This is a genomic window from Mycobacteriales bacterium (assembly GCA_040902655.1).
Classification (GTDB): domain Bacteria; phylum Actinomycetota; class Actinomycetes; order Mycobacteriales; family SCTD01; genus SCTD01.
In genome coordinates this window covers 1-21727 of sequence record JBBDWV010000040.1, presented here as the reverse complement: position 1 = coordinate 21727, position 21727 = coordinate 1, and the positions used below count along the sequence as shown (strand labels likewise).

General features: G+C 74.3%; 20 protein-coding genes and 2 rRNA genes. 4 read left to right on the top strand and 18 right to left on the bottom strand.

All coding sequences use genetic code 11. The features are described 5' to 3' along the window. Nucleotides 1-117: 117 nt before the first annotated feature. A complete protein-coding gene (locus WD794_11100; protein MEX2290857.1) occupies nt 118-708 on the top strand; it encodes a hypothetical protein in 591 nt (196 codons plus the stop codon). 35 nt (nt 709-743) lie between these two features. On the opposite strand, the gene WD794_11095 is transcribed toward WD794_11100, so the two are convergent. Then, the gene (locus WD794_11095) at nt 744-1385 is read right to left on the bottom strand and encodes an NUDIX hydrolase (protein ID MEX2290856.1); all 642 of its coding nucleotides are present in this window, start codon (nt 1383-1385) and stop codon (nt 744-746) included. Nucleotides 1386-1455: 70 nt separating this feature from the next. On the opposite strand from WD794_11095, the gene WD794_11090 reads away from it, so the two are divergent. Next, on the top strand, nt 1456-1950 hold the full coding sequence (locus tag WD794_11090) for a hypothetical protein (protein MEX2290855.1): 495 nt from the start codon (nt 1456-1458) through the stop codon (nt 1948-1950). Nucleotides 1951-1964: 14 nt separating this feature from the next. Here the strand turns inward: WD794_11090 and WD794_11085 are convergent, their stop codons facing one another. The 11 genes from WD794_11085 to WD794_11035 all read right to left on the bottom strand — a co-directional run bounded on the left by WD794_11085 (nt 1965) and on the right by WD794_11035 (nt 14866). Then, complete coding sequence (locus WD794_11085) at nt 1965-3608, bottom strand: CTP synthase (GenBank protein MEX2290854.1); 1644 nt, start codon at nt 3606-3608, stop codon at nt 1965-1967. 49 nt (nt 3609-3657) lie between these two features. Then, nucleotides 3658-5628, bottom strand: coding sequence for a hypothetical protein (locus tag WD794_11080; protein MEX2290853.1), 1971 nt, complete (start codon nt 5626-5628; stop codon nt 3658-3660). Then, nucleotides 5625-6617: a glycosyltransferase family 4 protein gene (locus WD794_11075; protein MEX2290852.1), complete on the bottom strand. Its 993-nt coding sequence runs from the start codon at nt 6615-6617 to the stop codon at nt 5625-5627. The genes WD794_11080 and WD794_11075 overlap by 4 nt, the downstream gene beginning before the upstream one ends. Before the next feature lies 1 nt (nt 6618). Next, a complete protein-coding gene (locus WD794_11070) occupies nt 6619-8187 on the bottom strand; it encodes a lipid II flippase MurJ (GenBank protein ID MEX2290851.1) in 1569 nt (522 codons plus the stop codon). Continuing rightward, a complete protein-coding gene (locus WD794_11065; GenBank protein ID MEX2290850.1) occupies nt 8184-8915 on the bottom strand; it encodes a hypothetical protein in 732 nt (243 codons plus the stop codon). The genes WD794_11070 and WD794_11065 overlap by 4 nt, the downstream gene beginning before the upstream one ends. A 55-nt stretch (nt 8916-8970) precedes the next feature. Then, nucleotides 8971-9927: a copper transporter gene (locus WD794_11060; GenBank protein MEX2290849.1), complete on the bottom strand. Its 957-nt coding sequence runs from the start codon at nt 9925-9927 to the stop codon at nt 8971-8973. Next, complete coding sequence (gene steA, locus WD794_11055; protein MEX2290848.1) at nt 9928-11112, bottom strand: putative cytokinetic ring protein SteA; 1185 nt, start codon at nt 11110-11112, stop codon at nt 9928-9930. A 65-nt stretch (nt 11113-11177) separates the two neighbouring features. Then, nucleotides 11178-12920, bottom strand: coding sequence for a DNA repair protein RecN (recN, locus tag WD794_11050; protein MEX2290847.1), 1743 nt, complete (start codon nt 12918-12920; stop codon nt 11178-11180). Nucleotides 12921-12930: 10 nt separating this feature from the next. After that, the gene (locus WD794_11045) at nt 12931-13845 is read right to left on the bottom strand and encodes an NAD kinase (GenBank protein ID MEX2290846.1); all 915 of its coding nucleotides are present in this window, start codon (nt 13843-13845) and stop codon (nt 12931-12933) included. Nucleotides 13846-13926: 81 nt separating this feature from the next. Continuing rightward, nucleotides 13927-14721 (bottom strand): TlyA family RNA methyltransferase, encoded by a 795-nt coding sequence (locus WD794_11040; GenBank protein ID MEX2290845.1) that lies wholly within the window; start codon nt 14719-14721, stop codon nt 13927-13929. 1 nt (nt 14722) lies between these two features. Continuing rightward, complete coding sequence (locus WD794_11035; GenBank protein ID MEX2290844.1) at nt 14723-14866, bottom strand: hypothetical protein; 144 nt, start codon at nt 14864-14866, stop codon at nt 14723-14725. Between the two features lie 145 nt (nt 14867-15011). On the opposite strand from WD794_11035, the gene WD794_11030 reads away from it, so the two are divergent. Then, nucleotides 15012-15359: an SCP2 sterol-binding domain-containing protein gene (locus WD794_11030; GenBank protein ID MEX2290843.1), complete on the top strand. Its 348-nt coding sequence runs from the start codon at nt 15012-15014 to the stop codon at nt 15357-15359. A gap of 54 nt (nt 15360-15413) precedes the next feature. On the opposite strand, the gene WD794_11025 is transcribed toward WD794_11030, so the two are convergent. Continuing rightward, on the bottom strand, nt 15414-16415 hold the full coding sequence (locus WD794_11025; GenBank protein ID MEX2290842.1) for an HAD-IIA family hydrolase: 1002 nt from the start codon (nt 16413-16415) through the stop codon (nt 15414-15416). A gap of 5 nt (nt 16416-16420) precedes the next feature. Continuing rightward, complete coding sequence (locus WD794_11020) at nt 16421-16900, bottom strand: tetratricopeptide repeat protein (protein ID MEX2290841.1); 480 nt, start codon at nt 16898-16900, stop codon at nt 16421-16423. A 60-nt stretch (nt 16901-16960) separates the two neighbouring features. On the opposite strand from WD794_11020, the gene WD794_11015 reads away from it, so the two are divergent. Continuing rightward, on the top strand, nt 16961-18334 hold the full coding sequence (locus WD794_11015) for a DUF1015 domain-containing protein (protein ID MEX2290840.1): 1374 nt from the start codon (nt 16961-16963) through the stop codon (nt 18332-18334). 93 nt (nt 18335-18427) lie between these two features. Here WD794_11015 and WD794_11010 read toward each other — a convergent pair whose 3' ends face one another. The 4 genes from WD794_11010 to WD794_10995 all read right to left on the bottom strand — a co-directional run. Next, nucleotides 18428-18826: a single-stranded DNA-binding protein gene (locus WD794_11010; protein MEX2290839.1), complete on the bottom strand. Its 399-nt coding sequence runs from the start codon at nt 18824-18826 to the stop codon at nt 18428-18430. A gap of 301 nt (nt 18827-19127) precedes the next feature. Then, a complete protein-coding gene (locus WD794_11005; GenBank protein MEX2290838.1) occupies nt 19128-20150 on the bottom strand; it encodes a hypothetical protein in 1023 nt (340 codons plus the stop codon). Between the two features lie 354 nt (nt 20151-20504). After that, nucleotides 20505-20621, bottom strand: a 5S ribosomal RNA gene (rrf, locus tag WD794_11000). Nucleotides 20622-20757: 136 nt separating this feature from the next. After that, a 23S ribosomal RNA gene (locus tag WD794_10995) occupies nt 20758-21727 on the bottom strand; the annotation flags it as partial.

The following is a 21727-nucleotide window of genomic DNA, read 5'->3' as shown; positions in this document are numbered from 1 at the left end:
TAAGTCCCTGTGCGAGGATGCTGCAGCGCACGGCTGCCCGCCCCGGCGGCATCCACAGTGCGAGGGCGCCGACCTCGTGCACGGGTGCGGGTTCGCCCACCGGGCAGGAGCCGCCGCATGAGGTGGTATGCCGAGACCGGGCCCCTGCGCATCCGTCAGCTGCTCACCGACGCCGCCCTCGCACTGTGGCTCCTGGTGTGGGTCCGGGCAGGGATGCTGGTGTACGACGCGGTGCGCCGGCTGGCTGCCCCGGGCCGCGAGCTCGAGGAGGCAGGCGGCGGACTGTCAGCCGGGCTGGGACGGGCGGCCGAGCGGGCCGACGACGTTCCGGTCGTGGGCGGCGGCCTGCGCGCGCCGCTGGACGTGGCGGCCGGCGCCGGGGACGCCGGCGCCCGCGCCGGTGTGGCGCAGCAGGAGGCGGTCGGCACCCTGGCCCTGGTGCTGGCGCTGCTGCTGGCCGGGATCCCGATCGCGTGGGCGCTGCAGCGGTGGCTGCCGCAGCGGCTCGGCTGGGCGCGGCAGGCGGGCGCTGCCGCCGGGCTGCGGAACGACGTCGAGCTGTTCGCGCTGCGCGCGGCGGTGCATCGGCCGCTGTCCGAGCTGGCCCGGCTGGGGCCGGACCCGGTCGGGCGCTGGCGGCGCGGCGAGCCGGGGGCGGCCGAGGCGCTGGCCGCGCTGGAGCTGCGGGCGCGGGGCCTGCGCGCCTGAGACCTGCGCGCCCCCGGCTCAGGCGCGCCCCCGGCTCAGGCGCCGGTCTTGCGCGACGGCCACGGCGCGTCGGACGGCCGCAGCCCGGTGAAGCCGTCCCGCGCCGCCCGATCGGCCGCGAGCAGCCCGACGGCGGCCATGCCGTTCTCGAGCTCCCCGGCCATCACACGCTGGACCGCCACCGGCAGGTCGAGCCAGCAGGAGGTCATGTCGGCCTCCTCGTGCTCCTGCACGTCGCGGTCGACCACGCGCAGGTCGCGGGCCAGGAAGACCCGGATCGCCTCGTCGGTCATCCCGGAGCTGGTCAGCGTGTCGACCAGCACGTGCCAGGTGTCGGCGGCGTAGCCGGCCTCCTCGGCCAGCTCACGCTTGGCCGTCTCCAGCGCCGGCTCCCCCTCGACGTCCAGCAGCCCTGCCGGCAGCTCGTCGAGCCGGCGGCGGACCGGGTGCCGATACTGGTTGACCAGCAGCACCCGCCCGGTCCCGTCGAGTGCGACGACCCCGACGGCGCCGGGATGCTCGACGACATCGCGCGGAGAGGTCGTGTCTCCCGGCATCTTCACGACGTCCTTGCGGACCGAGATGATCCGCCCGCGGTACCTCGTCTCCGAGGACACGACGTCGTAGTCGTGCTCACGGTCCTGGTCCTGATCAACAGCGGGGCGACGTCCTGGCATGGCCGCAGTCTGCCCGCCGTCGGTCCCGGCGAGACGTTCGGTACCGGTCGTCGTGGGGTAGCGGCAGGCCATGCGACTGAGCCACATACCCCTCCGCCTCGCCACCGGCGCCTTCATCCTCAACGCCGGTCTCGCCAAGCGCCACCTGGACGCGGACAGCGCCGCAGGCATGCAGAGCATGGCCGCGGGGGCCTTCCCGCAGGCCCCCTCGCTGGCGAAGATGCCCCCCGAGCAGTTCGGCAAGACACTCTCCACCACCGAAATCGCCCTCGGTGCGGTGCTGCTGACACCGTTCGTGTCGCCGCTGGTGGCCGGGGCCGCGCTCACGGCCTTCAGCGCCGGACTGCTCCAGATGTACCGCAGCACGCCCGGCCTCACCGAGTCCGACGGGGTCCGACCCACGCAGGCCGGCACGCCGATCGCCAAGGACGTGTGGATGCTCGGCGTGGGCCTCGCGCTGGTCGCCGACGGGCTGATCGACGGCACGAAGGATGCCGCGAAGAACACCAGGAAGTCGGTGAAGAAGAGCGCCAAGAAGGCCCGGAAGGCGCTGCCGGTCGGCTGACCCGGCACGCCCGGTCAGAGCGGCAGCATGCGCCCCTCGGCGTTCTTCACCGACGCCGCGACGAACGCCGAGAACAGCGGGTGCGCGCGGGTCGGTCGCGACCGGAACTCCGGGTGTGCCTGTGTCCCGACGAAGAACGGGTGCACCTCCGCGGGGAGTTCGGCGATCTCGACCAGCCTGCCGTCGGGCGAGGTCCCGGAGAACACCAGCCCCGCTGCCTCGAGCTGCGGGCGGTAGGCGTTGTTGACCTCGTACCGGTGCCGGTGCCGCTCGGTCGCCGGGTCGTCCCCGTACGCCCGCGCGGCCACCGAACCCTTCTTCAGCGCCGTCGGCCACAGGCCCAGCCGCATCGTGCCGCCCATGTCCCGCTCGCCGGCCACGACGTCCTGCTGGTCGGCCATCGTCGCGATGACGGGATCGGGCGTGATCGGGTCGAACTCCGCGGAGTCGGCCTTCTCGATCCCGGCCAGGTCACGGGCCACCTCGATCACCATGCATTGCAGGCCCAGACACAGCCCCAGCGTGGGGATCGACCGCTCGCGGGCGTACCGGATCGCCCCCAGTTTGCCCTCGATGCCGCGCACTCCGAAGCCGCCCGGGATCAGCACCCCGTCGACGCCCTCGAGCGCCCGCACCACACCCTGCGGGGTCTCGCAGTCGGCCGAGGCCACCCAGCGGATCTCCACCCCCGCGTCATTGGCGAAGCCGCCCGCGCGCAGCGCCTCGGTGACCGAGAGGTAGGCGTCCGGCAGGTCGACGTACTTGCCGACCAGCGCGACCGTCACCTGCTTCGCCGGCCTGTGCACCCGCTGCAGCAGCCGGTCCCAGTCGGTCCAGTCGACGTCGCGGAAGGACAGCCCGAGCCGGCGCACCACGTAGGCGTCCAGCCCCTCGGCGTGCAGCACCCGCGGGATGTCGTAGATCGAGGGCGCGTCGACGGCGGAGACGACCGCCTCCTGTTCGACGTCGCACATGTTGGCGACCTTGCGCTTGATCGAATCGTTGATCGGCCGGTCGGAGCGGCAGACGATGGCGTCCGGGGTGATGCCGATGGTGCGCAGCGCCTGCACTGAGTGCTGGGTCGGCTTGGTCTTCAACTCCCCGCTGGGGCCGATGTAGGGAATCAGGCTGACGTGCAGGAAGAAGCAGCGGTCGCGGCCGACCTCCTGGCGGACCTGCCGGGCCGCCTCCAGGAACGGCAGCGACTCGATGTCCCCGACGGTGCCGCCCACCTCGGTGATGACGACGTCGACGTCCGGCCCGCCGAGCGCGAGGACGCGCTCCTTGATCTCGTTGGTGATGTGCGGGATCACCTGCACGGTGTCGCCGAGGTACTCCCCGCGCCGCTCCTTGGCGATCACCGCGCTGTAGACCTGCCCGGTCGTGACATTCGCGCTGCCGTGCAGGCTCTCGTCGAGGAACCGCTCGTAATGGCCGACGTCGAGGTCGGTCTCGGCGCCGTCGTCGGTCACGAAGACCTCGCCGTGCTGGAAGGGGTTCATCGTGCCGGGATCGACGTTGAGATACGGGTCCAGCTTCTGCATCGTGACCCTGAGCCCGCGCGCCTTCAGCAGACGGCCCAGGCTGGAGGCGGTGAGCCCCTTGCCGAGCGAGCTGGCGACGCCGCCGGTCACGAACAGGTGGCTCGTACGCGGCACTGTCGCTCCCCGTGCTCGGAGCGGACCGGCCGGTCCGCTGCACGGAGGTTCAGGCTAGCAGCGAGGGCGGGACTTCCGGCGCGCGACGCGCGCGCAGCACGACGGCGGCGGTGGCGGGCGCGGCGACCGCCAGCGCCAGTGCCACCACCGCGGCGCCACTGTCGTTGACGGCGAAGCCGACCGCACCGGCCAGACCGGTCGCCAGCAGACCGGCCCGCCAGCCTGGCGCCCGCCGAAAGACGTGCTCCAGGGCAGCGGGAGGGCGTACGAGGAGGTAGACCGCGGCGGCGACGGCCAGCGGCAGCAGGGCGGTCACCGGGCTGGCGAACAGTAGCCCGAGGACTGCCTCGGCCTTACGGCGCAGCAACGTGCCCGCCGTCCCCTCCGCTACGTCCTGCACGAAGCGCCCGAGGTGTGTCCGCTCAGCAGGACGTCGTGACCAGTCGACCAGCGCGAAGGCGGTGATGACGGCGACCCCCGCGAGACCGGCCAGCGCCAGTCGCAGCAGCGTGACGCGCCGGCCGGCCAGCAGCATCGCCAGCAGGACGAAGGCTGGCACCAGCGCGAGGACGCCGCCGACGTCGCTTCCCCACGGCGCTGCGCCGTCGACGGCCACGGTGACGACGCCGACCGCGGCGACCGTGCGCGCGCGGCGGGTCAGCGCGGCGGTGGCGAGCAGCACGGAGGCGGCCAGCACGCCGAAGGCGACGTTGCCGATGCCGGCGAAGCGGCCGGCCACCAGCGGGCTGTAGCCGGCCACGCTGGACATCTGCAGGTGCGCGCCGGTCACCAGGTCGAGCAGCAGGACGGCGGCGGTGAAGCCGCACACCAGGCCCACCGGACGCAGCAGCCGCCGCCCGCCCGTCGCCATCGACAGGGCGACGACAGCCGCGGCCAACGCGACGACGACCACCAGCAGGGTGGGCAGCGGTGCGGGCGAGCGCCACCACGGCACCAGGTTCGCCAGATAGGACGCACCCAGTGCGGCGACGCCGCCCAGCGCGATCAGCTCGGCCAGGTGCGGCCACCGCCGCCACAGGGCCAGCAGGATCAGGACCAGCTGGGCGGCGAGCAGCGTCACGAAGAACGGCACGGTCACCGCCTTGTGCACCTCGGCCTGCAGCGCGACACCGGCCAGCGCCGAGGGCGAGGGGGCCGGGCCGGCCGAGCGCCACGGCTGCCCGGTCATCGAGGCGGGGGCCGGCACCCCGACCAGCTCCAGGACCGTCGGCGCGACGTCGACGAGCTGGACGTAGGGCGCCCGCCGCGTCGACGGCGAGCGCAGCGCGCCCGGCGCGAAGGACGGGCCGTGCGCGAGGGCGACGTGCAACCCCGCGGTCCGGTCGCCGGGCGCCTCCGACAGCCCGACGACGAGCAGTGTTGCTGCCTCCGGCACGAGCGCGGCCACGGCGCGGTCGGCCACCCGTGCGCTCGCGGCACGTCCGTCCCCCTCCCCACTCACGGCCGGCGCCGCCCGCAGCCGGACCAGGCAGGGCTCGACGCGCCCGGCGTCGGCACCGCCCCGGTTGCCCGTCGCCAGCGCGGGGCCGCGTCCCTGCGTCTGCACGCAGCGGCCGGGGCCACCGCCGGAGTTCTCCAGCGCACGGGCGAGGGCACCGGGCTCTGTCCCCTCGCGCTCCGCGGCGCCGGCCGCCACCTGCGTCCCAGCGCCCGGCAGATCCGCACCGCAGGGGTCACGCCGGACGCCGACCGCCTCGGCGCGGTTGCCCGCGCCGAGGGTCAACCATCCGTCGGCGGGGCAGCTGACGGCCGGCACCGCCTTCACCGACAGCGCGCCGACGGCGCTCTCGCCCGCCAGCCGCTGCAGTGTGGGGGTCGCCGCCCCCACGTCGCTCCAGCGCAGTCCCGGAACACCGACGACCACCACGGGAGCGCAGTCCGGCAGGCAGAGCAGCGACGCCGACGCCGGTGCGGCCGGCCCGAGCCAGGCCGCCAGCAGGAGCCCGAGCAGCAGCAGGCGCCGGGCCGTGCCGCATCCGCCGCCGGCCGGCCGGCTCACGAGAGCAACTCCGTGTAGACCCCCGCTACCTGGGCCACGGTGTCGGCCTCGTCCGGCCAGCCGGCCGCGACGGCCCGCCCCCGCGCCGCCACCGCCGCCGCCTCCGCCGGATCGTCGAGCAGCCGGCGTACCGCCGCGGCCAGCGCGGCCGGATCCCGGGGCGGGACCAGCAGCGCGCCGTTCCCGACCAGATCCGGCACCCCACCGACCGCGCTGGCGACCAGAGGCCGGCCGGCCCGCAACGCCTCCTGTGCGGTGAGCGAGCGGGCCTCCCACACCGACGGCAGCACCACCACGTCCGCCGCCGCCAGCAGATCGGCGACGTCGTCCCGCCGCCCCAGCCAGCGCACCGACGGTGCCGCCCGCTCCAGCTCGGCGCGCAGCGGCCCGTCCCCGGCGACCGCGACGACCGCATCCGGCCAGGCCGGCAGCGCCGTGACGAGCGTGTCGTAACCCTTCTGCGGGTGCAGCCGTCCGACGGCGAGCACCAGCGGATGCCCGAGCCCAGGATCGACACCGCTCGGCAGCAGCGGCGGCGCGGAGACCGGCGCGAGCCGCACGTCGCGGGCGCCCACCTCGCGAGCCCGGGCCGCCAGGTCGGCCCACGCGGCGAGCAGCACGTCTGCCCGCCGGGCGACCAGATGCTCGAGTACTGCGGCTGTCCGGCCGGTGACCTGGTTGTGCAGCGTCACGACGAGCGGCCGCGGCGACACCGCCGAGAGCGCGCCGGCCCGCAGCCCGTGCGCGTGCACGAGATCGGACCTGCGCGCCAGGGAACGCAACCGCGCCGCCGCCGCCACATCCCGCACCGGACGCGGGCCGGTCCCGATGTCCACCACCTCGTGCGATGGCAGGTCGAACAGCTCACCGCTGGACGCCGGCCCGGCCACCGTCACCCGGTACCCCCGGGCCACCAGCCCGGCCGCCAGCGACGCGACGTGCCGGCCGACGCCGCCGGTGCTCGTGGCCAGCACCAGCAGCACCCGCACGTCAGCCACCTCGCACGGCCCGCAGCCCGGGGGCATCGAGCAGCCGGACGACGGCGAGGAAGACGCCGGCGACGACTCCCGCGGCGAGCAGCGCGCCGAGCAGGTCGCGCAGCACCCCCCCGGCCGGCAGGTCGAGCAGCCCGGTGCCGCCCAGCGCCACGGCGCCGGCCACGATGCCGACCAGCGCCGAGCGACCGGCGCCGGCCAGCGCCGTAGGGCCGGCGGCCCGCTGCAGGCCCACCAGCAACAGGACCCCCGCCACGCTCACGCCGATGGTGTTGCCCACCCCCAGGAGCACCACCCGGTCGACCTCCGGCAACGCGCGCACGAGCAGCACGTCGGCGGCCGCCACCGCCAGCCAGCCACTGACGGTGGCGGCCCCGGACGTGCGAGCGTCCCCCCGCGCGTAGAGCGCACGCCCGAGCAGGGCCAGCAGCCCGTAGCCGACCAGTCCCGGCGCGAAGGCCAGCGTCGCGCGGGCCAGGACCTCGCTGCTCTCCACCCCCGGCGCACCCTGCACGAGCAGCCGGGCGACCGGCCGGGCCACCGCCGCGAGCACCGCCGCCGACAGCGTCATCGCGAGCAGCACCACGCGCAGCGACCGCCGGGCGACCGCCGCGTACTCCTGCTCCTGGCCGGCGGAGGCACTGGCCGACAGCGCCGGGAACGCGCTGGTGGCGACGGGGACGGCCAGCACCGCCCACGGGAGCAGGAACAGCGCGGTCGCCACCGCGAACACGACGACGGAGCCGGGCGAGCCGCCCAGCGCGAGCCGCAGCGCGACGACCAGTGCGAGCTGCTGGGCGGCCAGGCCGGCGACCCCCGCGCCGGCCAGCCGGCGGACCCGGGCAGCCACGCCGGGTGGGAAGGCGAAGGTCGGCCGCAGCCGCAGGTCGCAGCGGCGCAGCGGCACGAGCAGGCTGAGCGCCAGCACCGCGACGCCGAGCGTCGTGCCGACCGACAGCACGAGTTCCTGCCCGCGCGGCAGCGCGGCGACGTCCTCGACCGGACCGCGCGCGGCGTAGGCCAGGTAGGCCATGACCACGACGAGGCTGGACAGCAGCGGCGCGAGCGCCGGGCCGAGAAAGCGCCGATGTGCCTGCAGCACGCCGGTCAGCACGACGCCGATGCCGTACAGGACGACCTGCGGCATGAACACCACCAGCATCCGGCTGCCGCTGCCGACCGCAGCCGCGCAGGCCGGGTCGGGACCCAGCAGCGCCCGCACGATCTGCGGCGCCGCCAGCGCACCCAGCAGCGCGACCGGCACGAGCAGCGCGACCGTCCAGGACAGCAACGCACTGGCCGTACGCGATGCCGCCGCGTGGTCTCCGGACGCGACGGCGCCCGCCAGCACCGGCACGACGACAGAGGCGAGGGCCCCGCCGGCGACGACCTCGAAGACGACGTTCGGCACGGCGTTGACCGCGGAGTAGACGTCGCCGACGCAGGAGGTGCCCAGGGTGCGGGACAGCACCGCCGTGCGCCCGAAGCCGACCACGCGGGCGGCGACGGTGACCAGGGCGATGCCGGCGGCCGCCCCCAACAGTCCCCTGGCCAGCGGCCTCACGGCAGCCGACCGGCCCGATCGACCCAACGCAGCGGCGCGACGGCGTCGATGACCCGGCTGAACGACACGATCTCGCTCGCGGCAGTCAGCCCCACGAGGACGGCGAGGGCGGCGCGGCGCCGCTCCGGGTGCCGCTGCAGCAGCGCCAGACCCAGGACGGCGCCGAGCGCGTTGGCGCCGGCGTCACCCAGCATCGCGCGCTCGTGCAGGTCGTCGGTCAGCAGGGCGGCGGTCGCGGCGGCGGGGCCGGGCTGGCCGAGCAGCAGCGCCGCGACGCCGCCGGCCTTCAGCGCCCGGCCGGGCCGCAGGTCGAGCAGGTTCACCAGGTTCGCGCTGCCGGCCACCACGGCGCCGCCCAGCAGCAGGTCGACGGGACGGGTGCGTCCCAGCAGCCGGGTCGCCAGGAGGCCGACCGCGCTGATCCCGACGACCTTCACCGCCCCCCCGGTGAGCCGGCCGGCGCGGAGCGCGGCGGCATGCCCGCGCAGCCCCCTGTCCTGGGGGCAGCGGCTGCCGGTGGCGTCGTCGTAACCGCCGACGGCTCCGGCGCCGACAGCCGCCACGACCGCGGCGGCGCGCGGCAGGTCGGTGGAGGCCGCGAGCGCGGCCACCAGGGCCGGGCCGGACAGCAAGGACAGCGGCCGGCCGCGGTGGTTGACCCGCTCCCAGCGCTGCGCGCCGCCGGGCGGCCGGGCGGTCAGGGTCATCCAGACGACCCGGGCGGTCATGGCTCCGACGGCGGCGGCTCGCGCGCCCGCCGCGGGGCTCACCGGGGCCGGTCGGTCACGACGTCGCCGCAGCCGGCAGTGGTGCGGACGCACCCGGCCCAGCGCCGTACTGCCCCACGCCCTTCTCGACCTGCTCGGCCACCGCCAGGACCACCGCGATCCGGCCGGGGCCCCGGTCGGCGTTGTCGACGGAGGACACGCCGCGGGCCAGCGTCGAGGAGGTGCGCAGCGCGCGGATCAGCCCGCCGTCCACCGCGGACTGCGCCGGACCGGCAAGGACGGCCCCGCGCGAGCGGGTGTCGAAGGCGGCGGCGACGGTCAGCAGCGCCTCGAGCTGCTGCTGCTCCGCGGTCCCCGGCTCCCGACCCAGGCCGGGCGAGGCGAGCAGCACGACGACCGTGGCGGAGGCGATCGTGTCCTTGGTGTCCGGATCCGCACTGAAACCGATCAGGCCGGCCTCCTGGAAGGCGGACACCACGGCCTGCGCCTCACCCCGGTCGACCGGGTCCTGGCGTCCGTGGGTCAGCGCCGCGGCGAGCTCGGCGGCGGCCCGCTCCACCGGGTCTCCGTCCGGCAGCTCGACACCGGCCGGCAGCACCTGCGCGACGAGGTCCTCGAGCAGCCGGCGCTGCTGAGGGTCCGCCAGCGTCGGCCGCACCTCCACGGAACCGGTGACGGTGGCGCCGGCGTCGCTCAGCAGCGGGCGCAGCCGCTCGGCCAGATCGGTGGGGGTCTGCGGCGTCGTCACGAAGAGCACGCGCTGGTCCTCCAGCGCACCGTCCACGAGCTGCGGGCCGAAGGCGGTGGCGAACGCGTCGGCGGCCGTGAGCTCCCCCTGCAGCCCACGCAGATCGGCCTCGAGCGCCCGCTTGTCCGACGTCAACCGGCTGATGTTGTCGTTCAGCTTGTCCTGGATCGGGCCGTTGAGCGCCGCGGTTCCCACGACGATCCCGACGGCCAGGGCCAGGAACACCGCGATGATCGACACCAGGTGGTAGCGGAAGTCGACCATCTAGAACAGCCCCTGGATCCAGAAGACGAAGCTGGCCCAGACATCGGTGAGCAGGCTGCCGTAGGCCTGACCCGCAGCGGACACCGACACCGCCGCGGCCATGGCGACCAGCGTCGCCAACACCAGCAGCACCAGCGACCAGCCCGAGATGCGCTGGCGGTAGAGCCGGCTCACGCCCTTGGCGTCCACCAGCTTGCCACCGACCCGCAGCCGGGTGAGGAACGTCGAGGCCATCCCCTGCCGGCCCTTGTCCAGGAACTCCACCAGCGTCGCGTGCGTCCCCACCGCGACGATCAGCGACGCACCCGCCTCGTCGGCCAGCAGCATCGCGACGTCTTCGCTGGTGCCGGCGGCCGGGAAGACGATCGCCTGCACGCCGAGGTCCTGCACCCGCTGCAGTCCGGGGGCGTCCCCGTCTGCGTAGGCGTGCACGACGACCTCGGCGCCGCCGCGCAGCACCTCGTCGGAGACCGAGTCCATGTCCCCGACGATCAGGTCGGGGGTGTAGCCGTCCTCGACGAGCGCGTCCGCGCCACCGTCCACGCCGATCAGGATCGGACGGTACTCCCGGATGTAGGGCCGCAGCGCCCGCAGGTCCTCGCGGTAGTCGTAGCCGCGGACGACGATCAGCGCGTGCCGGCCCTCCAGCTTCGTGCGGATCTCCGGGACCCCGACGCCGTCCAGGAGCAGGTCACGCTCCTTGAGCAGGTACTCCATGGTGTTCGCGGCGAAGGCCTCGAGCTGGGTGGCCAAGCCCGCGCGGGCCTCGGCCGCGGCGGCCCCGATCGACTCGGCGTCCTGCGGCGTGCCGGTGGCCAGCACCCGCTCGCGATGGTCGTAGAGCGTGTCGCCGTCGAGCCGGACGACGTCACCCTCGCGCAGCTCGCCGAAGACGGTGTCCCCTACGCGGTCGAGCAGCGGGATCCCGGCCGCGAGCAGGATCTCCGGCCCGAGGTTCGGGTAACGCCCGCTGGTGCTCGGGGCCGCGTTGACGACGGCCGCCACCTTGGCGTTGACCAGCGCGTCGGCGCTGACCCGGTCGATGTCGACATGGTCCACGACGGCGATCTCGCCCGGCCGCAACCGCCTGGTGAGGTTCTTGGTACGGCGGTCGAGCCGGGCGACGCCGACGGTGCCGGGCAGCCGTTCGGCATTCCGGCTGCGTCGCAGTGTCACCAGCCTCATCGCCGTCGAGTCTGCCAGAGCAGCCCTGTCCGGCTCGACAGGCGCGCGGGCGGAACCGCCGCGGGTCAGGCCTGCCCGGCGCGCTCCTGTGCCGCCGCCACGAGCAGCTCCTCGGCGTGGCCGCGGGCCAGCCCCGTATCGGCGCCGGCCAGCATCCGGGACAGCTCCGCCACCCGTTCCGCGTCGTCGAGCGGCACCACACCGCTGCGCGTCACCGAACCGTCGCTGTCCTTGACCACCTGCAGGTGTCGGTCGGCGAAGGCGGCGACCTGCGGTAGGTGGGTCACGACGAGGACCTGGTGCTCCCGGGCCAGCCGGGCCAGCCGGCGCCCGACCTCGACGGCCGCACGGCCCCCGACGCCCGCGTCCACCTCGTCGAAGACCATGAGTGGTACGGGGTCGGACCCGGCGAAGACGACCTCGACCGCCAGCATCACGCGGGAGAGCTCACCCCCCGACGCGCCCTTCTGCAGCGCCCGCGCGGGGGCGCCGGGATGCGGCTCGAGCAGCAGCTCGACCTCGTCCACGCCGTCGGCGGTGGCGGCCAGCCGGTGCCCCCCGACGGGCAGCCCGTCGGGCTCCTCGCGCTGCGTCACCTGCGCGGTGACCCGGGCCTGCGGCATGGCCAGCTCCGCCAGCTCGGTGCTGACCGCGGTGCCGAACCGGGTGGCCGCGGCGACGCGGGCGGCGCTGAGCTCCGCCGCCAGCGGACCGAGGGACCTCTCGAGGGCGGTGTCCTGCTCCTCGAGCGCGGCGACCCGATCGTCCGTCCGGTCCAGCTCGAGCAGCCGGTCCGAGGCGCGGGCGGCCCAGGCCAGCACACCGTCCAGGTCGGCGGCGCCGTGCCGGCGCACCAGGGCGGTCAGGACGGCGAGCCGCTCCTGCGCGACCGACAGCCGCACCGGGTCGGCGTCGACGGAGGCGAGGTAGGAGGACAGCTCCAGCGCCACGTCGCTCACCAGGTGCCCGAGCTCGCCCAGCCGGGCGGCCAGCGCGGCGAGGTCGGGATCGTGCCCCGGCGCCGTCTCGAGCGCCCGCCGGGCGGCGGTCACCAGCGCGAGCGCATCGCCCGCGTCAGGGGCCGACTCGTCGCCGGTGAGCGCCTGCGAGGCGCCGGCCGCGGCGGCGCGCAGATCGTCGGCGTTGGCCAGCCGCTCGATCTCAGCGACGAGCGCGGTGTCCTCGCCCGGCGCGGGTGCGGCCGCCTCGACCTCCGCCAGCCCGAGCCGCAGCAGCTCGGCCTCGCGTGCCCGCTCGGCGGCCTCGGCCCGCAGCTGCTCGAGCGTCGCGCGGACGTCACGCCACTGCGCCCAGGAGGCTGCGAAACGCTCCCGCAGCGACACCACCGGCGCGCCCGCGTAGCGGTCCAGCGCCGCGCGCTGCTGAGCCGGCTTGAGCAGGCGCTGCTGGTCGCTCTGCCCGTGCAGCGCCAGCACGCTCTCGCCCAGCTCGCCCAGGACGCCCACCGGCACACTGCGGCCACCGAGATGGGCCCGGGAGCGGCCATCCGCGCCGACGCTGCGGCTGACCAGCAGGGCATCGTCATCGAGCTCGGCACCGGCGTCGGCGGCCCGCGAGAGGGCGGCAGAGCCGACCGGCAGCACCAGCCGGCCCTCGACCAGCGCCCGCTCGGCGCCGGGACGGATGCGGCCGGCGTCGGAACGACCGCCGAACAGCAGGCTCAGCCCCTGGACCACCATCGTCTTGCCGGCGCCGGTCTCCCCGGTCACCACCGTCAGCCCCGGCCCGAGTTGCAGGACGGCGTCGTCGATGACACCGAGACCGCGGATCCGCATCTCCTCCAACACGCCCCGCAGACTAGGTCGCGCGGCGGACGTTCTCCCGTACGCCGCGCCAACCCTCCACCGGCAGCGCGAACTTGCGGACCAGCGTGTCGGTGAAGGGCATGCCGGGGGCGCGCGCGAGCAGCACCGGGTCGCTCCCCCGGCGGATCTCGACGCGCGCACCGTGCGGCAGGTCCCGTGTGCGCCGGCCGTCACAGGCCATGCCGGCGGTCGTCCCCGTCGGCAGGACGTTGAGGGCGATCACCGAGGACGGCGCCACGACCAGCGGCCGGGCGAACAGCGCATGGGCACTGATCGGCACCACGAGCAGCGCCTCGACCGTCGGCCAGACGACCGGGCCGCCACCGGAGAAGGCGTAGGCCGTCGAGCCGGTCGGCGTGGCGGCCACCACCCCGTCGCAGCCCCAGCGCGACAGCGGCCGGCCGTCGATCTCGACGAGCAGCTCGAGCATCCGCTCGCGAGCTGCCTTCTCGACGCTGCACTCGTTGAGCGCCCAGCCGGTGTCGACGAGCTCGCCGTCGAGGACGACGTCCACGTCGAGGGTCATCCGCTCCTCGATCTCCACGTCCCGGTCCAGGATCCGGTCGATCGTCACGTCCAGGTCGGCGGACTCGGCCTCGGCCAGGAAGCCGATGCGCCCCAGGTTCACCCCGAGCAGCGGTACGGCGGCCGCCCGGGCCAGCTCGGCCGCGCGCAGGATCGTCCCGTCACCGCCGAGGACCAGCACCAGCTCGGCACCGTCGGCAGAGCCCGGACCGCCGTCGCAGTGCTGGATGCCGGTCAGGCCGATGTCGGCGGCCTCCTGCGCCAGCACCCGCACCTCGATGCCGGCGTCCTGCAGCCGACGGGCGGCGTGCCGCGCGGTCTCGGCGATGTCGCGGCGGCCGGTGTGGGTCAGCAGCAGGATGGACCGGGTCACGGCGGACACCTTGTCACCGCCGGGCCGCGGCAGCTGCACCGGGACGGTGCCGAACCGCCTGCACCGGCGCAGGCAGTTCGCCGGCCGCGCTCACTGTGGACCTGCCGCCACGGCAGCGGCGAGCAGGTCCTCGTCCAGCGGCGGTGCCGAGGCCGTCAGCCACAGGAAGTACTCGACGTTGCCGCTCGGGCCGGGCAACGGACTGGCCGTGACGGCCCGCACGCCGAGGCCCAGCGCGGCCGCTGACCGGGCCACCCCGCGTACCGCCGCGGCGCGCAGCGCCGGGTCGCGCACCACCCCACCGGCCGGCAGCCCCTCTCTGCCCACCTCGAACTGCGGCTTGACCATCGGCAGCAGGTCGGCGGCGGGCGTGCAGCAGCGCACGAGCGCCGGCAGGACCAGCCCGAGCGGGATGAACGACAGGTCCGCGACGACCAGGTCGACCGGGTCGCCGATCTGCTCGGGTTCGAGCGCCCGCACGTTCGTACGGTCGAGCACCGTCACCCGCTCGTCGGTCTGCAGCGACCAGGCCAGCTGCCCGTAGCCGACGTCGGCCGCCACCACGTGGGCGGCGCCGCGACGGAGCAGGACGTCGGTGAAGCCACCGGTGCTCGCCCCGGCGTCCAGCACCCGCTTTCCGGCCGGGTGGTAGCCGAAGGTGTCCAGCGCGCCGGCCAGCTTGTGCCCGCCCCGCGAGACGTACGACGGGCCGGCGGGCTGCTCGACGAGCAGCGCGGTCGCCGGCTCGACGGCGGTCGCCGACTTGGTGGCGGTCGTGCCGCCGACCTTCACCAGTCCCGCGGCGACGAGTTCGGCGGCCTGCTCACGGCTGCGGGCCAGGCCGCGGCGGACGAGCTCGGCGTCGAGCCGGGCGCGGCGGGCCAGTTCAGGCCTCGTCGAGGGTTGCGAGCGCGTCCTGCAGCAGCCGGTGCGCTTCGTCGAACACCTCGACATGCTCGCTGACGGGCCTTCCGCCGAGCGCTTCGAGGCGGCTCAGCGCTGTCGCCACGCCGGCCGGCACCTCGTTCACCTCTCGGCCTTGCTGGTCGTCCACGTCGCGGCCCCCTGTCCTCGAGGAGCCGGACGCTACCGCGGGACTCAGCGCAGAGCCGGCAGTAGCGTGGAACGTCCGCGCCCCGGGAAAGGCGCACGGGTCGGCGGACGGGAGGCTGGGCTTGGCAACGCTGCAGGAGTGCGTGCTGGCCCTGCAGGGGCTCGCCGAGCGTCTCGCCGCCATCGACCCGGACGTGCGTGCCCGCCACGTCGTCCAGCGCACGCTCGCCTGCCGGGTGCCCGACCTGGACGTGGTATTCCTTGCCACCCTCGACGACGACGGCATCAGCCGGCTTCGCTGCCGCGACGGCGCGGACACCGAAGGTGCCCAGGTGCGCCTGGTCGCCGACAGCGACGACCTGGTGGCCCTGGTCGAGGGCGAGCTGTCCGCGCCGGCGGCCTGGGCGACGGGCCGGCTCAAGGTGCAGGCCAGCCCGCTGGACCTGCTCAAGCTCCGCGCGCTGCTCTGACCCGCCGCGCCACGGCTGGCCTGCGGCAACCGAACCCCCGATACCGGCCGCTCGTCACCCGAGAGCCACCGGCAGACCCTGGTCGGCGCAGCTCCAGGCCAGCGCGACCCGCGCCCGCAACCCGTCGTCGGAGCTGTCCGACGACCGCACGACGCCGTCCTGGTACGTCGCGGTGGCCCCTCGGCAACGGGCGCCGGCTCCGTCGACCTGGACGTCAGGGTGCGGCTCCAGCAGGCCGCGCAGGTCGCTGGCGACGTAGGTCGGGCGGCTGCCCGATGGCGCCTGCACCAGCTGCTCGACGTCGGCCAGCCCGGTGAGCACCAGCAGGCTGTCCGCACCGCCTCGCACGGCCCCGAGAATGTCGGTGTCCAGCCGGTCCCCCACCACCAGCGGGCGGGTTGCGCCGACCCGCTCCATCGAGAGCCGGTGCAGCGCCGGGTCCGGCTTGCCGGCGACGAGCGGCTCCCTGCCGGTGACCGCGCGCAGCGCGGCGACGAACGCACCGTTGCCCGGCAACGGTCCGCGCGGCGTCGGCAGGGTGGTGTCGGTGTTGCCGGCGACCCACAGGGCGCCGCGCTGCAGAGCGACGGCGGCCTCGGCGAGCTCCGGCCAGCCGATCGTCTGCGACAGCCCCTGCACCACCGCCACCGGACCCTGCTCCCCCGCCTCGTCCACGGTCCGCACCGGCCGCAGGCCGACGCCCGCGACCTCGTCGGCCAGCGCGTCGCTCCCGACCACCAGGACGGCCGCTCCCGGAGACAGGTGCAGCGCCAGCATGCGTGCTGCGGCCTGCGCGCTGGTGACCACGTCCGCGGGCTCCGCCGGGATGCCGAGGGAGGCCAGCTGCTCGGCCACGACCGCGGGTGCGCGCGAGGCGTTGTTGGTGACGTAGGCGAAGCGCATACCCGCCGCACGGGCCGCGGCCACGGTCGCGGCGGCGTGCACGACCGGCTCGTCGCCGAGGTAGAGCACGCCGTCCAGATCGCAGAGCACCGCGTCGTAACGGTCGGTGAGCGGCCGGTCACAGGAGCCGAGCCGGTGGCCCCGCTCCGTCAAGGTGGTCAGCGCTGTGCCGCAGTCAGCGCTGCGCGCGCGCCGCGCAGCGCAGTCGAGTAGTAGGCGATGTCCGGGCGCATCGCCGCCGCCAGCGCCAGATGCTCCACCGCCGACTTCAGGTCGCCGGCCTTGGTGGCGGCCAGGCCGAGGCCGAACTGCGCGTAGTCGTCCGCCGGATTGACCGAGATGATCCACTCGAAGTTCTCGCGGGCCTCGTCGTACATCCCGATGTCGAACTGCGAACGGGCCAACGCCTCGCGGATCGCACGCGATTCCGGCTCGGCCTGGGCGCAGTGGCTGAGCAGCTGGACGGCCGCGTTGGTGTCACCGTTGTCGAGCAGGTCGCAGCCGCGGATGTACCAGTCGTAGACCTCACCGGAAGGCACCACGTCGGCCGGCGGCGGCGGCAGGTCGGAGAACGGGCGCGGGCGCTCCTCGTCGGGCGCGCGCGGGTCGTACCTCGGGTCGTACCGGCTCTCAGACACGCCGTCTCCTCCTGGGTCGTCCTCGTCGTGCGGTGCGGGCCGCACCTCTAGTGTCGCCGCATGAGCATCGGCAGCCTCCAGAGCGGGCCTGGGCCCGAGGACCCGTCACCTGTGGGTCCCGCGTCCTGCTCCCTTCCCCGTCCGGGCGGCCTGGTGCTCTCGCCCTTCCGGGCGCTGCGCTACGACCCGGCGCTCTCCGGCGGCCTGGCCGCACTGACCTCCCCGCCGTACGACGTGATCGACGCCGACGGGGTGGCCGCGCTCGAGGCAGTCAGCGAGCACAACGTCGTACGCCTCATCCTCCCACGCGACGGCACCGATGCCCGGCAGGACCGCTACGCGCGGGCCGCGGCGACGCTGCGGCGGTGGCGGGCGGACGGCATCCTGGTGCCCGATCCCGAGCCCGCGCTGTATGTGTACGAGCAGGCGGCCCCGGACGGCCACGTGCAGCGTGGGCTGCTCGGGGCACTCGCCCTCACTCCACCCGAGGACGAGATCGTCCTGCCGCACGAGAACACGATGGCCGGACCGGTCAGCGACCGGCTGGCGCTCTACACGGCGGCCGACGCCGACCTCGAGCCGATCTTCCTGGTGTACGACGGCGGCGGCGCGGCGAGCCGGGCCGTCGCGTCGGTGGACGACCCGGGCCCCGGCGACACCGGTCCGGCGCTGCTGGCGGACGCGGTCCTCGCCGACGGCCTGCGACACCGGCTGTGGGCGCTCAGTGACCGCGCGGCACTGGCCGCCGTCGCCGACGACCTGCACCCCCGCAGGGCGCTGATCGCCGACGGGCACCACCGCTACGCCACCTACCTGCGCCGCCAGGCGGCACGACACGAGGCCGGCGCCGGGCCCGGTCCGTGGGATTTCGGGCTGTGTCTGCTGGTGGACGCCACCGCGTTCGGCCCGCAGGTGCATCCCATCCATCGCTACCTCCCCGGGGTGCCGGCCGCCGAGCTCGCGCTCCGCACCGCCGTAGGCGCGGCCGTACGCCGGCTGACCGGCGGGCTGGACGAGGCGCTGGCGACCCTGGCCGAAGCCGGCACCCGCGGTGCGGCCTTCCTGCTCTCCTCCGGTGACGGCGCCGAGTTGCACCTGGTCACCGAACCCGACCCGGCGCAGCTCGCCGCGGCGGTGCCGCCCGGCCGCTCGGCCGCCTGGGCAGCGCTGGACGTCAGCGTGCTGCACGCCTACCTGGTGACCGCGCTGTGGGGCCTGCCCGACGACATCGAGCACGTCGGCTACGAGCACTCGGCCGAGGCGGCGCTCGCCGCCGCCTCCCGCACCGGTGGGACGGCCGTGCTGCTCAACCCGACGCCGGTCGAGGCGGTCGCCGCGGTTGCCGGAGCGGGCGAGCGGATGCCCCGCAAGTCGACGTTGTTCACGCCCAAGCCCAGCACCGGCCTGGTCATCCGCGACCACCGAGACGCCTGAACGCGTCTGCAGCGCCGCCTGGAGGAGAGTCCTACGGCGGCTGGCGGCTCCTACGCCGACTCGCGACGGGTCCCACGGCAGCTGGCGGCGGGTCTACGCCGACTCGCGACGGGCGAGCCGACGCAGCTGCCCGACCTCCACCTCGGTGCGGCTCGTCGCCCCCGCCCCGGCCCGCCAGAAACGCCGCCGCAGCGCCCCCTCGACGTGCACGATGTCGCCATCCACCAGCCTGCGCGCCTTGCTGCGCAGCGCCGCCGTCCATGCAACACAGTCAAGCGTGTCGATCGCGATCCGGCGCACCCCCTCCGGCGGGGCCCGCCGCGGCGCCGGACGGTCGACGATCACCCGCCACGACACCAGCGCATCCCCACTGGGCAGCTCACGCTCCTGCGGCGCCCCCGACACCCGGCCGACGAGCAGCACCTCGTTGCGTCCGACCGTGGCCGGCTGCGCCTCCTCCTGCACCTGCGCCTGCACTGCCCGTGCCGCCATCGCACCGCTCCTCCCTCCGCCGCCACCGACGGGCGGCCAGGAACGACGATGCGACGCCCCGAGCTGTCGGGTGCGGTGTGCCCGCCCGCATGTGGACGAGCAGCCTCCCTGTGGACGCGCGTCGCCACAGGGCGACCTGCGCCCGCTCCGGGTCCGTACCGGGAGCGAGGACGTGCACGTCCGGCCGCACCGTCCGGATCGAACCGCCGATGCCGCACGGTGTTGACGTCGCCGTGCAGCCGGTCAGGGCAGGTGCACGTCCTCCCTCCCACGCAGAGCAGGTCGGCGTGGGTGCCGCGGGCTAATCGAACAGGGTCGGGTGCTCCTCGTCCCCGGCCGGGGCGGCGATGAAGGGCGGCGGCACGACGCCGCTGCGCGGGGATTCTGCAATCCCCGGTGTCCCGCGGCTCCGGGTTGCCCCGCCGCTGTCCGGTCCGGCGCCCAGCAGCGGGGCAGGCGGCTCAGCAGGCGGCTCAGCAGGCGCTTCAGCAGGCACCTGGGCCAGGGGCTGCATGCTGCGGGCGTACTCCGCCAGCTCCTGCGGGCCCGGCACATCCTCCCGCTCTGCAGGCTCGTCCCCGTCGAGGTCCTCCAGAACGACCCCGTCGAGCCCGAGGACCCGGTCGCCGGCATCGGTGGCCCCGTGGAGGTCGACGTCGGCCGCTCGCGCGAACCAGTCCCTCGCCTCCGCCGTCCGCCCTGCCGCCAGCAGGGCGTCGGCGTAGGCATACCAGAGCCGGGCCGCCCACGGCCGCTTCTCGCTTGTCCGACGAGCCGGATCCTGCAGCGTGAGCACCGCGGCATCGTGCTGCCCGAGGTCACGACGCGCACCGGCGAGCACGATGACCAACTCCACCCGCTGGTCCTGACTCAGCCGGGCTACGTCCGGGTCATCGGCGTAGGCCAGCGCACGCTCCGGCCGACCCAGGGCCCGCTCGCAGTCGGCACAGATGCCCAGGTGGTCCGGCTGGCCGGTGATCCGCCGGGCAGCGCGGAGTTCGGACAGCGCCTCCGGCCACTCCCCGGCCGCGTAGGCAGCCAGCCCGGCCGCCTCGCGCACCACGCCGATCCGCCCGGCCAGCGCGCGAGCTGCGCGAGCGTGGGTCAGCGCCCGGTCCGGCTCCTCGTCGAGCAACTGTCCCGTGACGACGAGGTGGCGGGCCACCAGGTCCCCGGTCTCGCGTGAAAGGCTGCGCAGCTCCTTACGCACCTCCGGGTCGAGCATGCGCGGGTCGATGTCGTCCGGCAGGGCCACGCGGGTGGCCTTGCGACGCTCCTCGCGCCGCGGGTCGTACACCCGCTGCTCGAGCTGCTCGCGGCTCACGTCGGGCCGCCCGGCAGACGGACGGCCGCCCTGCTGCCTCGCCTTCTGGGGGTTTCCGCGAGCACCCGCGGCTGGCCCACCGGATGGCCGGCCGGACCGCCCGCCCCGGGCGGGATCACCCGGCGGGACGTCTCCCCGAGCGGGCCGGGCGGCGCGGCCCGCCCCCCGGCCCCCCAGGCCCGGCCGCGATGGTGCGGCGCCCGGGCCAGAGCGTGCCGGTCGCGCAGCGCGGCCGGCACCGCCTCCTACAGCATCCTCCTGGGGAACCACCATGCTGTCCTGCCTCCTGCGGCATATCTTGGGCCCATACGCGACGAGGCCCATCCACTGGGTGGATGGGCCTCGTCAAAGATTGTCCGGCGACGTCCTACTCTCCCACACAGTCTCCCGTGCAGTACCATCGGCGCTGAAAGGCTTAGCTTCCGGGTTCGGAATGGAGCCGGGCGTTTCCCTTTCGCCATGGTCGCCGTAACTCTATGGAGATGTGGTGGTGCACCCGCTTCCCGCGTGGTCGTTGCGGGAAGTGGTTCGGGTTCCCGACCGCTTCTCGGGAACCGCACAGTGGACGCGCATGCCTTTCCGGCGGAGCCGGAGTCAGCAGCAGTTTGTGGTCAAGCCCTCGGCCTATTAGTACCGGTCAGCTGCACCGATTGCTCGGCTTCCACTTCCGGCCTATCAACCCGATGGTCTAGTCGGGGGCCTTACCAGGTTGACCCTGTGGGAGACCTCATCTTGAAGCGAGCTTCCCGCTTAGATGCTTTCAGCGGTTATCCCTGCCGAACGTAGCTAAACAGCAGTGCCGTTGGCACGACAACTGTCACACCAGAGGTTCGTCCGTCCCGGTCCTCTCGTACTAGGGACAGCTCTTCTCAAGTCTCCTGCGCGCGCGGCGGATAGGGACCGAACTGTCTCACGACGTTCTAAACCCAGCTCGCGTGCCACTTTAATGGGCGAACAGCCCAACCCTTGGGACCTACTCCAGCCCCAGGATGTGACGAGCCGACATCGAGGTGCCAAACCTTGCCGTCGATATGGACTCTTGGGCAAGATCAGCCTGTTATCCCCGGGGTACCTTTTATCCGTTGAGCGACACCGCTTCCACAAGCCAGTGCCGGATCACTAGTCCCGACTTTCGTCCCTGCTCGACATGTCTGTCTCACAGTCAAGCTCCCTTGTGCACTTGCACTCGACACCTGATTGCCAACCAGGCTGAGGGAACCTTTGGGCGCCTCCGTTACATTTTTGGAGGCAACCGCCCCAGTTAAACTACCCACCTGACACTGTCCCTGATCCGGATCACGGACCGAGGTTAGACATCCAATTCGACCAGAGTGGTATTTCAACGGCGACTCCACCTGAACTGGCGTCCAAGCTTCACAGTCTCCCACCTATCCTACACAAGCCGAACCGAACACCAATATCAAGCTATAGTAAAGGTCCCGGGGTCTTTCCGTCCTGCCGCGCGTAACGAGCATCTTTACTCGTAGTGCAATTTCGCCGAGCCTATGGTTGAGACAGTCGAGAAGTCGTTACGCCATTCGTGCAGGTCGGAACTTACCCGACAAGGAATTTCGCTA

Bases quoted from the DNA above. Each gene is read 5' to 3' on its own strand.
- WD794_11100 (MEX2290857.1), top strand. From the start codon at position 118: ATGAGGTGGTATGCCGAGACCGGGCCCCTGCGCATCCGTCAGCTGCTC.
- WD794_11095 (MEX2290856.1), bottom strand. From the start codon at position 1,385: ATGCCAGGACGTCGCCCCGCTGTTGATCAGGACCAGGACCGTGAGCAC.
- WD794_11090 (MEX2290855.1), top strand. From the start codon at position 1,456: ATGCGACTGAGCCACATACCCCTCCGCCTCGCCACCGGCGCCTTCATC.
- WD794_11065 (MEX2290850.1), bottom strand. From the start codon at position 8,915: ATGACCGCCCGGGTCGTCTGGATGACCCTGACCGCCCGGCCGCCCGGC.
- WD794_11060 (MEX2290849.1), bottom strand. From the start codon at position 9,927: ATGGTCGACTTCCGCTACCACCTGGTGTCGATCATCGCGGTGTTCCTG.
- steA (MEX2290848.1), bottom strand. From the start codon at position 11,112: ATGAGGCTGGTGACACTGCGACGCAGCCGGAATGCCGAACGGCTGCCC.
- WD794_11015 (MEX2290840.1), top strand. From the start codon at position 16,961: ATGAGCATCGGCAGCCTCCAGAGCGGGCCTGGGCCCGAGGACCCGTCA.
- WD794_11010 (MEX2290839.1), bottom strand. From the start codon at position 18,826: ATGGCGGCACGGGCAGTGCAGGCGCAGGTGCAGGAGGAGGCGCAGCCG.